Annotated in this window: 14 protein-coding genes; 10 read left to right on the top strand and 4 right to left on the bottom strand. The window is 58.0% G+C overall.

Features of this window, described 5'->3' with window-relative positions:
• The first annotated feature begins 23 nt into the window (after positions 1-23).
• The 5 genes from argS (at position 24) to katG (ending at position 5,943) form a co-directional block, all read left to right on the top strand.
• Positions 24-1,721 carry an arginine--tRNA ligase gene (argS, locus tag F8I07_RS08255; protein WP_292658211.1) on the top strand — a complete coding sequence of 566 codons (1,698 nt, stop codon included), beginning with the start codon at positions 24-26 and terminating at the stop codon, positions 1,719-1,721.
• Entirely contained in the window at positions 1,721-2,041 is a 321-nt protein-coding gene (locus F8I07_RS08250) for a hypothetical protein (RefSeq protein WP_292658209.1), read from the top strand. The genes argS and F8I07_RS08250 overlap by 1 nt, the downstream gene beginning before the upstream one ends.
• Before the next feature lie 298 nt (positions 2,042-2,339).
• Positions 2,340-2,846 carry a ferritin-like domain-containing protein gene (locus F8I07_RS08245; protein WP_292658207.1) on the top strand — a complete coding sequence of 169 codons (507 nt, stop codon included), beginning with the start codon at positions 2,340-2,342 and terminating at the stop codon, positions 2,844-2,846.
• A gap of 180 nt (positions 2,847-3,026) precedes the next feature.
• Positions 3,027-3,686 (top strand): ferritin family protein, encoded by a 660-nt coding sequence (locus tag F8I07_RS08240; RefSeq protein ID WP_292658206.1) that lies wholly within the window; start codon positions 3,027-3,029, stop codon positions 3,684-3,686.
• A 64-nt stretch (positions 3,687-3,750) separates the two neighbouring features.
• Positions 3,751-5,943, top strand: coding sequence for a catalase/peroxidase HPI (katG, locus tag F8I07_RS08235; RefSeq protein WP_292658204.1), 2,193 nt, complete (start codon positions 3,751-3,753; stop codon positions 5,941-5,943).
• A gap of 15 nt (positions 5,944-5,958) precedes the next feature.
• On the opposite strand, the gene rsfS is transcribed toward katG, so the two are convergent.
• Positions 5,959-6,300: a ribosome silencing factor gene (gene rsfS / locus F8I07_RS08230; RefSeq protein WP_292658202.1), complete on the bottom strand. Its 342-nt coding sequence runs from the start codon at positions 6,298-6,300 to the stop codon at positions 5,959-5,961.
• On the bottom strand, positions 6,297-6,863 hold the full coding sequence (gene nadD, locus F8I07_RS08225) for a nicotinate (nicotinamide) nucleotide adenylyltransferase (RefSeq protein WP_292658200.1): 567 nt from the start codon (positions 6,861-6,863) through the stop codon (positions 6,297-6,299). The genes rsfS and nadD overlap by 4 nt, the downstream gene beginning before the upstream one ends.
• Before the next feature lie 76 nt (positions 6,864-6,939).
• Here nadD and pgk point away from each other — a divergent pair, with 76 nt between their 5' ends.
• From pgk to F8I07_RS08210, 3 genes are read left to right on the top strand one after another with little or no spacing between them, the layout of a single operon-like run.
• A complete protein-coding gene (pgk, locus tag F8I07_RS08220; RefSeq protein ID WP_292658198.1) occupies positions 6,940-8,148 on the top strand; it encodes a phosphoglycerate kinase in 1,209 nt (402 codons plus the stop codon).
• 10 nt (positions 8,149-8,158) lie between these two features.
• Positions 8,159-8,866, top strand: a complete 708-nt coding sequence (locus F8I07_RS08215; RefSeq protein ID WP_292658196.1) for a triose-phosphate isomerase — start codon at positions 8,159-8,161, stop codon at positions 8,864-8,866.
• The gene (locus tag F8I07_RS08210) at positions 8,863-9,828 is read left to right on the top strand and encodes an ABC transporter permease (RefSeq protein ID WP_292658194.1); all 966 of its coding nucleotides are present in this window, start codon (positions 8,863-8,865) and stop codon (positions 9,826-9,828) included. The genes F8I07_RS08215 and F8I07_RS08210 overlap by 4 nt, the downstream gene beginning before the upstream one ends.
• Positions 9,829-10,015: 187 nt before the next feature.
• Here F8I07_RS08210 and F8I07_RS08205 read toward each other — a convergent pair whose 3' ends face one another.
• Both F8I07_RS08205 and nusA read right to left on the bottom strand, forming a co-directional pair.
• Positions 10,016-10,246, bottom strand: coding sequence for a hypothetical protein (locus F8I07_RS08205; RefSeq protein WP_292658192.1), 231 nt, complete (start codon positions 10,244-10,246; stop codon positions 10,016-10,018).
• A gap of 23 nt (positions 10,247-10,269) precedes the next feature.
• Positions 10,270-11,397: a transcription termination factor NusA gene (gene nusA / locus F8I07_RS08200; protein ID WP_292658190.1), complete on the bottom strand. Its 1,128-nt coding sequence runs from the start codon at positions 11,395-11,397 to the stop codon at positions 10,270-10,272.
• 205 nt (positions 11,398-11,602) lie between these two features.
• On the opposite strand from nusA, the gene F8I07_RS08195 reads away from it, so the two are divergent.
• Together F8I07_RS08195 and miaB are read left to right on the top strand one after the other, a co-directional pair.
• Entirely contained in the window at positions 11,603-11,845 is a 243-nt protein-coding gene (locus tag F8I07_RS08195; protein ID WP_292658188.1) for an HP0268 family nuclease, read from the top strand.
• An 11-nt stretch (positions 11,846-11,856) separates the two neighbouring features.
• Positions 11,857-12,821 (top strand): tRNA (N6-isopentenyl adenosine(37)-C2)-methylthiotransferase MiaB (gene miaB / locus F8I07_RS08190; protein ID WP_292658186.1); only part of this gene is annotated, 965 nt, incomplete at its 3' end.

Here is a 12,821-nt window from a genome sequence, read left to right as displayed (position 1 = left end):
CTCAATAACGGATTCAATAAACGATGCAGATCAAATCACAACTCAATCAGTTGATACAGCGTGCCTGTGAACAGGCGGAGATCCCGGCAGAAAATGTTCAGGTCAACGAAGCGGGCAAACCGGAATTCGGCGACTATCAGTTCAATGGTGCAATGGCCCTGGCCAAGCGTCTGGGACGCAATCCCCGGGAGATCGCCCAATCCATCGTGGAGGCGATCGAAGAGAACGAGATCCTCGATCGGGTGGAGATCGCCGGTCCCGGCTTCATCAATCTCCACCTTCGTGCCGACTGGCTGGCCGCAGGACTTGATGCTGCGGCTCAGGACGAACGCCTGGGCGTCGGACATTTCGCAACCCCCCGCAAGGTGGTGGTGGACTACTCCAGCCCCAATATGGCCAAGCAGATGCATGTGGGGCACCTGCGCTCCACCATTATCGGGGACTCCCTGGCCAATCTCTTTGCCTTCCTTGGCGATGAGGTGATCCGTCAGAACCATATCGGAGACTGGGGGACCCAGTTTGGGATGCTGATCGCCTACCTCGAGGAGCTGGGCGAGGGAGCCGAAGGGAGCCTTCACGATCTGGAGGAGTTCTACAAGGCGGCCAAGAAGCGTTTCGACGAGGATGCAGCTTTTGCCGACAAATCCCGGGAGTATGTGGTGAAGCTCCAGGGGGGCGATGTGCGCTGTCTGCACCTCTGGGAGAACTTCATCGACAAATCCCTGGGGCATTGCGAAGAGGTCTACTCCAAACTTCATGTCAAACTGACCCGGGAGGATGTGCGGGCCGAGAGCAGCTACAACGATGACCTGGAGGCCATCGTCAAGGATCTGGAGGCCAAGGGGCTGCTGCAGGAGAGCCAGGGGGCCAAAGTGGTCTTCACAGAGGGGGAAGAGAACCCTCTGATCATCCAGAAGAGTGACGGCGGCTTCCTCTACGCCACCACCGATCTGGCGGCGATCCGCTTCCGGGTCGCTCAGCTGGGAGCCAAACGGATCAGTTATGTGGTGGACGCCCGACAGGCGGGTCATTTCCAACAGGTCTTTACTGTGGCGCGTCTGGCCGGGTACGCTCCGGAGGATGTGCAGCTGGAGCATGTCTCCTTCGGGATGATGCTGGACAAGTCGGGCCGTCCTTTCAAGACCCGTGACGGCGGCACCGTCAAACTGATCGATCTGCTGGAAGAGGCGGTCGATCGGGCCAAAGGGGCCATCACCCAGCGGGAGGCCTACAGCGAAGAGGAGCTGGAGAAGATCGCCGAGATCGTGGGGATTGGAGCGGTGAAGTATTCGGACCTCTCCATCAACCGGGAGTCCAACTACATCTTCGACTGGGACCGGATGCTCTCCCTGGAGGGTAACACCTCCCTCTATCAGCAGTACGCCTATGCCCGGATCCGCTCCATCTTCCGCAAATACCAGGGCGAGGTGACCGGGACCGTGAAGATCGGCGATGAACTGGAGCGGCGGCTGGCGCTGAAACTGCTCCAGCTCGAAGATGTGCTCCGTGCCGCGGCGAGGGAGGCGATGCCCCACTACATCACGACCTACCTCTACGAACTGGCCACCCTCTTCATGAAGTTCTACGAGAACAACCCCATCCTGAGGGAGGATGTCCCCGAGGATCTGCGCCAGAGCCGTCTGATCCTGGCCCGTACGACCGCAAAAACCCTGCGGCTGGCCCTGGAGATCCTGGGGATCAAGGTGCTGGAGCGCCTCTGATGGGCCGCATCCTCCTTTTTATCCTGCTGACCCTGGGGCTGATCGCCCTGGATTGGTATCGCCGTCGTAATTGGCGCAAGAGTCTCATCGCTTTGGGGACTTTCCTCTGGATCGCCTCCCTGGCGATGATGGGCCTGACGATGCGGGCGATACTACCGCTCTTCCTGGCCCATGCGGTGCTTTTGGCTCTGGCGTGGCTGGCGCTGCTCTTCTATCTCTACAAAGAACGCTATCTCTGGTGGGCCTTTCTCCTGCCGGCGGCGACCCTGCTGCTCTTTGTGGCGCTGAACTTCTTCGAAGGGTCCCGCTACGAGGGCTGAGCCCTCTGATTCTATTCTCTCCAAATTTTCCGCTATCTTTTTTATACTCCAATAAGGCTCTCTGAAAAACTGTGTCATTTCGGACTTGATCAGGAAGATGGGATGATAAATACCCCTCCATAGGGATTCCAGGGCGTCTATTCACTCTCTCAGCCATTTTTTAGGCCTCCGCTCTCTTTACTACTCCTTATAATTCACATAAGTTAATTTATTTAGAAAATAATTTTCCTTTAAGAGTAATTAGCATATAATTCTTCATGGAAAAAATTTATCCATAAATAAATCAGAAGGAGAGAAGATGGCACGAAGAGGAAACTCTATCATCAAAGGGATCGAGGTTTCGGAGCTGATTCGGCTTCTCAACAGAGCCTATGCCGACGAGTGGCTGGCCTATTATCAATATTACATCGAGGAGAAGGTGGTCAAGGGGATCATGAAAGACGCGGCGATTGCCGAACTGCAACAGCATGCCGCGGATGAACTGCGCCACGCCGATATGGTGGCGCAGCGGATTCTTCAGCTGGGCGGAACGCCGCTGCTCAATCCCAAAGAGTGGTTCACCCAGACCAACTGCGGTTACGAAGAGCCCTCCGATTTCGACGTGGTGGCGATCCTGGAGGATGCCATCAAAGGGGAGCAGTGTGCCATCAGCACCTACTCGGAACTGGCGGAAATGACCCGCGAGAAGGATATCGTCACTTACGACCTGGTCAGCCAGATCCTGGCCGACGAGGTGGAACATGAGGAGGATCTGACGGCGCTCCATGAGGATATCACCGAGTTCATCGACTCCCTGAGAGCATGAGGTGCTATATCCGGAAGAGGTGGTTACCGATTCCGGCTCTGCCAAAGAGAACAACGAAGCCCTCTGAAAAACAGACTGGACATTATGACGTCATCCTGAACTTGATTCAGGATCCAGGACATCATGAGTATTTCGGGAGTTTTCAGAGTGCTCAATAAAAAAAGATGCAAGGAAAGAACAATGAAACAATACGAAAGCTACAAATGCGAGGTCTGCGGCAACGAGGTGGAGGTTCAGCACGTCGGAGGGGGCACCCTGGTCTGCTGCGGTCAGGAAATGGTCTGTACCACGGAGAATCTGACGGCTGTCAATCTGATGAAGGCCTTCGCCGGCGAATCCCAGGCGCGGAACAAATACGAATTCTTCGCCGAAGTGGCGATGGAGGAGGGGCTGCACCGGATCGCCCGCTTCTTCCGGGAGGCGGCGGATAACGAGAAATACCACGCCATGGCCGAATTCAAAGCCTACAACAAACTGGTCCACGGCGTGGAGCTCGACAGCACCCGGAAAAATCTTCAGTACGCTGCCGACGGGGAGCGCTACGAGCACGAGGAGATGTACCCCAACTTTGCCGCCATCGCCAAAGAGGAGGGTTTGGAGGCGATCGCCCGGCTCTTCCGTGCCATCGGCAAGGTGGAGGTGGAGCACGAGCGGGAGTATCTGGAGCTCAAGGCGGCCCTGGAGCGGGAAGGGTTCTTCGACAGCGAGAACAACGAAGAGTGGATCTGCGAAGTGTGCGGACACGTCCACCGGGGCAAACGTCCCCCCGCCCAGTGCCCGCTTTGCAAGGCCGATCGGGAGTATTTCAAAAAGCGCTGCCCCGATGTCACTGCCGGCTAAGCCGGCCTGTACAGCGGTACCGGTTTGGAGCCGGGCACTATAAATCAATCAAAAGGTGACAAAGATGAAAACTGAAAAAAAATGTCCGGCGGAAGAGAGTGCTTTCGCCCATACGACCCTGGGAGCCGAGTCGATCCGCGATTGGTGGCCCGAACAGCTCAATCTGAAGATTCTGCACCAGAACCGGGGGCCGATCGTTCCCGACGAGACTCTGGACTATCGCGAAGCGTTCGAGAGACTCGACTACAAGGGACTCAAGGAGGATCTGAAGAAGCTGATGACCGAATCGCAGGAGTGGTGGCCTGCCGACTGGGGCCACTACGGTCCGTTTTTCATCCGGATGGCCTGGCACAGCGCCGGGACCTACCGGATCATGGACGGCCGAGGGGGAGGGGGGACCGGCAATCAGCGTTTCGCTCCGCTCAACAGCTGGCCCGACAACGTCAACCTGGATAAAGCGCGACGGCTGCTGTGGCCTGTCAAACAGAAATACGGCAACGCGATCTCCTGGGCCGACCTGATGATCCTGGCGGGGAACGTGGCGATGGAATCAATGGGGCTGCGCACCTTCGGCTTCGGCGGAGGGCGTGAGGATATCTGGGAGCCGGAGGAGGATATCTACTGGGGACCGGAGCAGGAGTGGCTCGGCGACATGCGGCACAAAGAGGGTCGCGAACTGGCCAATCCCCTGGCGGCGGTGCAGATGGGGCTGATTTACGTCAATCCCGAAGGTCCCGACGGCGTCCCCGACGCACTGGCGGCCGCCCGGGATATCCGGGAGAGTTTCGCCCGGATGGGGATGAACGACGAAGAGACCGTCGCGCTGATCGCCGGAGGTCATACCTTCGGCAAAAACCACGGCGCGGCCGATCCGGAGAAATATCTCGGACCCGAACCCGAAGCGGCGCCGATCGAGGAGCAGGGGCTGGGGTGGAAAAACCGCTTCGGCAGCGGAAAAGGGCCCGATACGATCACCAGCGGTCTGGAGGGGGCCTGGACCCCCAATCCGATCCGGTGGGACAGCGACTTTCTGCGGCTCCTTTTCGCCTACGACTGGAATCTGACCAAAAGCCCCGCGGGGGCATGGCAGTGGGAACCGGTCGCTCCGGCGGAGGAGGATCTCGTTCCGGATGCCCACGATCCCGAGGCGAAGCACAAGACGGTGATGCTCACCACCGATCTGGCGTTGCGGATGGATCCGGAGTACGCCAAAATCTCCCGGCGCTTCCTGGAGGATCCAGCCGCTTTCGAGGAGGCGTTCGTCCGGGCCTGGTTCAAGCTCACCCACCGGGACATGGGGCCCAAAGCCCGCTATCTCGGACCGGAGGTTCCGAAGGAGGATCTGATCTGGCAGGATCCGCTCCCGCCGCGGCGTTTCGCACCCCTCGATCCGGCCCGGATCGCGGAGCTCAAAGAGCGAATCCGCCAATCGGGGCTCTCCGTCGCCGATCGGGTCTTCGTCGCCTGGGCTTCGGCCTCCACTTACCGGGATTCGGACAAGCGGGGCGGGGCCAACGGGGCGCGGATCGCCCTGGCTCCCCAGCGAAACTGGCCCGCCAACGAGCCCGAGCGCCTCGAACGGGTCTTGACGGTGCTGGAGAGGATTCGGGAAGAGTTCAACGCCTCCTGTGAAGAAGGGACGGGGATCTCTCTGGCCGATCTGATCGTCCTGGCGGGCAACTGCGCCGTGGAAGAAGGGGCCGCCTCGGCGGGCGTAAAGATCGAAGTTCCCTTCCGTCAGGGACGGGTCGACGCGACGCAGGAGCAGACCGACGAGGAGTCCTTTGGCTATCTTGAACCGGTGGCCGAGGGATTCCGCAACTATCTCCATCCCGACTGTTCGTTTCGGGCCGAAGAGGCGCTGATCGACAAAGCGTCGCTCCTGCGACTGAGCGCTCCCGAGATGACGGTTCTGGTGGGGGGACTGCGGGCACTGGGTGCCGTCTGGGGTGACGAGGACCTCGGCGTGCTCACCGATCGACCCGGTGTGCTCGGCAACGACGTTTTCGTCAACCTCCTCGATATGGGGACGGAATGGAGCCCGGCGGACGAGCGGGGATGGATTTTCGAAGGGCGAGACCGCAAAACGGGGGATCTGCGCTGGCGGGTCAGCCGGGTCGATCTGGTCTTCGGAGCCAACTCCCAGCTCCGGGCCCAGGCGGAATTCTACGCTCAAGTGGACAATGCAGAGCGCTTCGTACGGGATTTCGCCGCCGCCTGGAACGAGGTGATGGAGCGGGACCGCTTCGATCTTTGAATGCGGGAGAACTTCCTACTTTTGTGAGTTTTTGGCCGCCCGCAGCTCTTCGAGGAACTCCTCCAGACTGTAGCGCTGGCGGTAGTTGGGGGTCATGAGGTGGACGATGATCTCGCCCAGGTCGGCGACGATCCACTCGTCGCTCTCGTCGGAGCCGTAAAAGCTCTCACCCAGCGGCTTGAGCTCTTCTTTCATGTTGTCGAAAAGGGCCTGGGTATGTTTGCCGCCCAGGGAGTTGGCGATGATCACCTGCTTGGCGATATAGTCCACATTGCCCAGATCGAAAACCTCGATCTCTTCGGCTTTTTTGCTGTCCAGCAGATGGACGATACGATCGACACGTTCCTGTAGTGTCACAGAGTCTCCTTTGATAGATGATAGGTTCGGATCACTTCCTCGCGGATCCGGGGATCCACATACTCCAGCCCGCGGCCCCGACGGATCTCGGTCGAACTGACGGGGACCTCCACTGGTAGGATCTGCGCCTCTCGAAGCATCGAAAGGTCGGGCCGCTCCTCGCCCCGTGTGGCGACGATCCAGATCGCTTCCCGGTTCAGGGTCTCGAAATCTTTCCACTGGGTGATGGAGGAGAGATTGTCGCTGCCGATCACCAGATAGCTCAGGGGATAGCTCTTCTTCAGAGCCTGCCAGGTCTCGATGGTGTAGACCGGCCGCCCCTGCCGGATCTCATAGTCGTTCACCTCCACGCCCGGCAGATCGAAGACTCTTCGGCACCACTCCAGACGCTGAAAAGCCGAAGCGTGGCTCAGCTCCTTGAAAGGATTGAGCCAGGCGGGTACGACGATGACCTGATCGATAGAAGGATCTTCCAGCAGCTTTTCAAGAATTTGACGATGCCCGAGATGCGGGGGATCGAAACTCCCCCCGAACAACGCCGCCTTTTGTGATCCTTTAACCAAGTGATTACCTCTGATGGAGTAAAATACCCGGAAAGTTTATCATAAAATGCCGCCGCAAGCGGGAAAAGGGGGATTTATGCTTCAAACCATCAAGGATCTGGAGATTGACGGCGCCACCGTCTTCATCCGCTGTGACTTCAATGTACCTATCGACGAGTTCGGCAATATTACCGATGACCGGCGGATCCGGGCGGCGCTCCAGACGATCCGCTATTGTGTGGATCGTAACTGCAAGGTGGTTCTGGGATCGCACTTTGAGCGCCCGGAACCCGGTAAATTCGAAGAGAAATACTCCCTCTATCCCGTCTACAAGCGCCTCGATGTCCTGCTAAAGCATAAGAACCATCTCTATTTCGACGATTCCAAAGCGGGGGCGGTCATCACGCCCCGGGCCCTGGAGCTCTTCCAGGGGATGGAAGCAGGGGATGTACTCCTGCTGGAAAACCTCCGTTTCGATCCCGGTGAGACCAAAGATGACATCGAATTCGCCAAAAAGCTGGCCCAATTCGGTGAATTTTACGTCAACGATGCTTTCGGGGCCTGCCACCGCAAGCACGCCTCGATCCACGCCATCGCTTCGCTCTATGATATGGAGCACAAGGCGGCGGGCTTCCTCCTGGCCAAGGAGGTCAACTTCTTTGCCAGGGTGCTGGAGAATCCCTCCCGTCCCTTCGTCGCGGTCGTCGGCGGGAGCAAGGTCTCGGGCAAGCTGGAAGCTCTGAACCGGCTTATCGGCAAGGTGGACAAGATCATCATCGGAGGAGGAATGGCCTTTACCTTCCTCAAGGCCCAAGGCTACGAGGTGGGGAACTCCCTGGTGGAGGAGGATCTCATCGACGAAGCGCGGACCATCACGTACAAGGCCAAAAAGAACGGGGTCAAATTCTATCTGCCCGTCGATGTGGTCGTCGCTCCGGAGCTGAGTGAGACGGCGACGGTCAAGTATCTGCCGACCCAGGAGATTCCCGAAGGGTGGATGGGGCTGGATATCGGTCCGGCCAGCACCCGGCTTTTCCGGGAGGCCCTCAACGATGCCCATACCATCATGTGGAACGGGCCGATGGGGGTCTACGAAATGGAGAAGTTCGCCAAAGGCTCCATCAAGATGTCCCACTACATCGCCGAGAGCCACGCCACGACGATTGTCGGAGGCGGGGATACTGCCGACGTGGCGGCCCGGGCCGGCGATGTGGATGAGATGACCTTCGTTAGTACCGGCGGAGGGGCCAGCCTGAAGCTCATCGAGGGAGAAGAGCTCCCCGGTATCGTCGCTTTGCAAGCCTAAAGGAGAGAGAATGATCTTTGCCGCCAATTTCAAAATGCACCATACCCGCCAAAGTACAGCCGAATATCTGGACCGTCTCGAAGCCCTTATGGAGGCGGCGGAGTACCCTTTCAAAGTAATGGTTTTCCCTCCGGCGACGGCGCTGCAGTCCTCCCGTGACTGGATCACCGTCGGGGCCCAAAACGCCTATCCTGCCAAAGAAGGGGCCTATACCGGAGAGATCGGTTTGAGCCAGCTGGAGGAGTTCGGGATCGATACCGTGCTCCTGGGCCACAGTGAACGCCGACGGATCCTGGAAGAGAGTCAGGAGTTCATCGCCGAAAAGTTCGCCTTTTTTGCCGAGCAGGGGCTTCAGATCGTCTACTGTGTCGGTGAGCCCCTGGAGGTGCGCCAGGAGGGGGACGAAGCGGTAGCGGAGTACCTCTGGGAGCAGTTCGACGGGATCGATCTGGACTATGAACGGCTGATTGTCGCCTACGAACCGGTCTGGGCCATCGGAACCGGACGCGCCGCCAAAGAGGAAGAGATCGCCGCGACCCATGCGGAGCTGCGCCGCCGGATCAAGCGGCCGCTGCTCTACGGCGGCAGTGTCAATCCCCTCAATATCAAAGCGATCGCCGCCATTGCCGATGTGGACGGAGTGCTGGTAGGCTCCGCCTCCCTCGACCCCGAGAGCTTTCACGCCATGATGAGTGTGGTGGCGCCTCCGCAGGTATGAAGCAGACCCTGCTCCTCTTCTTTCGCAAACTCCTCTATCTGGCCGCCATGCTCTGGCTGATCTCCCTGATCACCTTCGGAGCGATCCATATGGCCCCCAACAGCTTTTTCGCCGCCGGGGGCCTCAACCCCAATATGACGCCGGAGGCGATCGCCCACCTCAAGGCGGTCTACGGCCTGGACAAACCCCTCTGGATCCAATATCTCGACTGGTTCAAAGCGATGCTTCATCTCGATTTCGGTGTCTCCTTCGCCAGCGGCAACCGGGTGATCGACGAGATCGGGGCAAGGATCGGCATCACCCTGGGGATCAATCTCGTCTCGATGGTCTTCGTCTTCTGGCTGGCTTTTCGCTACGGGATCCGCAGCGCTCTCAAGGGCGGAGCGTATGAGAGCACGATGAAGCAGCTCTCACTGCTGAGCTACGCCATGCCCTCTTTCTATCTGGCTTTGCTGCTGATTCTGGTCTTCGGTCTGAAGCTGGGGTGGTTCCCCATGGCGGGGCTGGAGGGACTGGAACCGAAGCAGGGCCCGGCCCGCTGGCTCGATATCGCCTGGCATCTGGTGCTGCCGGTGACGGTGGTGGTCTTTACCGGCTTCGGGTCGCTGATGCTCTATATCCGTTCCCTGACCCGGGAGATCCTCAAAAGCGACTACCTCTTCTATGCCAAAGCCAGAGGCCTGAGTGAGAAGATCATCGTCCGCCGCTACATCTACCCCAATCTGATGCCTTTTATCGTGACGATTCTGGGGCTCTCGCTGCCGGGACTGCTGGGAGGCAGTGTCATATTGGAGCAGATCTTCTCCATTGACGGAATGGGGCTGCTCTTTTATCAAAGCGCTCTGGCACGGGATTACCCCGTCATCATGGGGATTCTGGTTGTGGGGGCTTTTTTGACGCTGCTGGGAAATATGATCGCCGATCTGGTGCTGCTGGCCATCGACCCGCACCGGAGGCGATAAGGTTCAACCCAAAATTGAACCCTCTGAAGATCGTCCAAGAGAGGTTTCACTCGATGGCGACAAAGGAGCGCTCAACCCGTGAAACGGGCGCTTGCGTTCGCGACTGCCAGAGCTATCGAGTGAAACCGGTTGTTTTTCAGAGCACTCAATTTACATTAGCCAGCACTTTCTACTGCAAAATTTGGGTTCAATCCAGATCCACGCCGTCCCAGAATTCGTCGTAGTCGAAAGTGCTCTCCCGCCTCTCCCGCTCCATCTCCGCCTCCATCAGGGCCTGGGCCTTCGCCTCGAGCCAGGTATCCAGGGCTTCTGAGATCAGAGCGTCGATCGGACGCTCTTCGTTCTCGGCAAGTTGCCGGAGGGCCTCGAAGGTCTCCCGGTTGAAGCGAACGGTTTTGAGGAGGGTTTTATCGGGCATGGCGAAGAAGCAGGTGGCGTCTGCTATTTGAAGAGGTTTTCCAGGGCGGAGAGATCCTTGGTCTTCTCTTCGGTGGCGGAAGGGGCACGTTCGACGATTCCCTCGACCTCGTTAAGCTCGATCTGATACTTGGTCAGCATGGAGGCCAGGCGGATGTTGATCCCGCTTTTGCCGATGGCCTTGGCCTTTTGATCGGCGGTGATGTCGACGATGGCTTTCTGATCGGCGGTATTGTTGTTTTCGATTCTCACGTTCTGGACCACAGCCGGGGAGAGGGCTCGAGTGATGAAGATCTCGGGGATGGGGGAGTACTCGATGCAGTCGATGTTTTCACCGCAGAGCTCTTCGCTGACGGCGTTGATCCGTACCCCGCGCTGACCGACGGCAGCGCCGATGGGATCGATGTCGGGGCGGTCGGTCTTGAGGGCCACTTTGGCCCGTTCCCCGGGGATGCGGGAAGAGGAGATGATCTCCACGGCCCCGTCCTGGATCTCGGGGACCTCCCGCTTCATCAGCTCCTCCAGAAATTTGGGAGCGGTGCGGGTGAGCTCCAAGTGCATGCCGTATTTGGGGTCAATGGAGACGAAGCGCAGCAGAGCCTTGAGGGTGTCTCCGGTCTTGAAGCTCTCCCCTTTGATCCGGTTGCGCTGGCTGAGGATCCCTTTGAGCTCCCCGATCTCCACATAGGTGTTGCCCGCATCGTCGACCCGGCTGACGGTTCCAATGATGATGGAGCCTACCTTGGCTTTGTACTTGTCGAAGAGGTCCTGCTCGATCCGGCGCTGGATATGGTACTCCAGCTCATGGAAAAGATTGGCGGCGGCGGTGCGGCCGTAATCCTCCAGGTGGAATTCGCTGCGGATCTTGTCACCCGGCTCGATCCCCTCGTCGTAGCTTTTGGCTTCGTCGACGGTGATGTAGCTCTCGGGTTCTTCCTGAGCTCGGGGGTCGTCGTTTTCCACAACGGTGAGGACCTTGTAGATATGGTAGTCCTCGTTGTCCCGGTCGATCTCCACTTCAAACTGGCTCTCTTCCCCGGCAAGACGCTTGGCGGTTTGGATGAGCGCTTCCTTGAAGGCTTCCAGGGCATTTTCCACCGAGAGGTTTTTTTCGTGGGCCATCGACTCGATGATGGAGAGAATTTTTTGCATTGCTTATCCTTCGTTTCTTGCGTTTTATTGATTCCGGCACAGACGAGACTATCGATAAATTGACGGCTTGAGAGTTACGATTCGTGCAGGATTTTCTTTCTTTTTGAGGAATACCATTGTATCTAATCGAAGCTTTACGGAAAATAAAGTATAATCTAAATAAATACTTCAATATCCCCGCAGCGCGTGCGGGAAAGGGAACCCAATGAAACTGAAACTGGCACGAACGACACTCAAAGCCAAACCGAAAACCGTCGATTTGAGCAAAATCGAGGAGATGCTTCCCGAGAAGTCGATCTTCTATTTCGATCGGGACAACTCCCACAAGGATCTCAAGGCCCTGATTGAATATTTCGAGGAAAAAGGTTACAACGTCTATATGCGGGAGGTTAAATACGGCCTCAACGAAGACGAGTATATCTACGAGGTTCATATCGTTCAGCAGTGAACGCATCCCCAATGAGCAAAAAACTCTATATCGAGACCCTGGGCTGTGCCATGAACGTCCGGGATACCGAGCATATGATCGCCGAGCTCTCCCGCAAAGAGGAGTATACCCTGACGGAAGAGCTTTCCGAGGCGGATCTGATTATCATCAACACCTGTTCGGTGCGGGAGAAGCCGGTAGCGAAGCTCTTTTCGGAGATCGGCCGTTTCCGTCAAATGCGAAAAGAGGGTGCCAAAATCGGCGTGACCGGATGCACCGCCAGCCACCTGGGTGAGGAGATCATCCGACGGGCTCCCTATGTCGATTTCGTCCTGGGAGCCCGCAACGTTTCCAAGATCACCAAAGTGTTGAAGCAGAAGCATGCCGTCGAGGTGGAGACCGATTACGATGAGAGCACCTACCCCTTCGGGGAGTACCGCAGTAATCCCTTCAAAGCGATGGTCAACATCTCCATCGGGTGTGACAAACAGTGCACCTTCTGTATCGTTCCGGCGACCCGCGGTGAAGAGATCTCTATCCCCAGCCGCCTGATTCTCCAGGAGGTGAAGCGGGCCGTGGAGAGCGGAGCCAAAGAGGTGATCCTGCTGGGGCAGAATGTCAACAATTACGGACGCCGCTTCAGCGCCGGAGAGGATGAGGTGGGCAACTTTACCGAACTGCTGCGCCGGGTGAGCGAGGTAGAGGGGCTGGAACGGATCCGCTTTCAGTCGCCCCATCCCCTCCATATGGATGACGAGTTTCTGGAGGAGTTCGCCGCCAACCCGAAGATCTGCCCCCAGATCCATGTCCCCCTCCAGAGCGGATCGACCCGGCTGCTCAAACAGATGAAGCGGGGCTACTCCAGGGAGTGGTTCCTCGATCGTTGCCGAAAGATACGCGAGATGGTTCCCGGCGTAGCGATCTCCACCGATATCATCGTCGGATTCCCCGGAGAGACCGAGGAGGATTTCGCCGAGACGATGGAGGTGCTGGAGGC

Source organism: Nitratifractor sp. (assembly GCF_015487065.1).
Lineage (GTDB): Bacteria > Campylobacterota > Campylobacteria > Campylobacterales > Sulfurovaceae > Nitratifractor.
Note: the sequence above shows the minus strand (reverse complement) of the source record. Positions and strands in the feature narration are given on the sequence as shown.

Coding starts and splice junctions, on each gene's coding strand:
- argS (WP_292658211.1), top strand. CDS start 24: ATGCAGATCAAATCACAACTCAATCAGTTGATACAGCGTGCCTGTGAA.
- F8I07_RS08250 (WP_292658209.1), top strand. CDS start 1,721: ATGGGCCGCATCCTCCTTTTTATCCTGCTGACCCTGGGGCTGATCGCC.
- F8I07_RS08245 (WP_292658207.1), top strand. CDS start 2,340: ATGGCACGAAGAGGAAACTCTATCATCAAAGGGATCGAGGTTTCGGAG.
- F8I07_RS08240 (WP_292658206.1), top strand. CDS start 3,027: ATGAAACAATACGAAAGCTACAAATGCGAGGTCTGCGGCAACGAGGTG.
- katG (WP_292658204.1), top strand. CDS start 3,751: ATGAAAACTGAAAAAAAATGTCCGGCGGAAGAGAGTGCTTTCGCCCAT.
- pgk (WP_292658198.1), top strand. CDS start 6,940: ATGCTTCAAACCATCAAGGATCTGGAGATTGACGGCGCCACCGTCTTC.
- F8I07_RS08215 (WP_292658196.1), top strand. CDS start 8,159: ATGATCTTTGCCGCCAATTTCAAAATGCACCATACCCGCCAAAGTACA.
- F8I07_RS08210 (WP_292658194.1), top strand. CDS start 8,863: ATGAAGCAGACCCTGCTCCTCTTCTTTCGCAAACTCCTCTATCTGGCC.
- F8I07_RS08205 (WP_292658192.1), bottom strand. CDS start 10,246: ATGCCCGATAAAACCCTCCTCAAAACCGTTCGCTTCAACCGGGAGACC.
- nusA (WP_292658190.1), bottom strand. CDS start 11,397: ATGCAAAAAATTCTCTCCATCATCGAGTCGATGGCCCACGAAAAAAAC.
- F8I07_RS08195 (WP_292658188.1), top strand. CDS start 11,603: ATGAAACTGAAACTGGCACGAACGACACTCAAAGCCAAACCGAAAACC.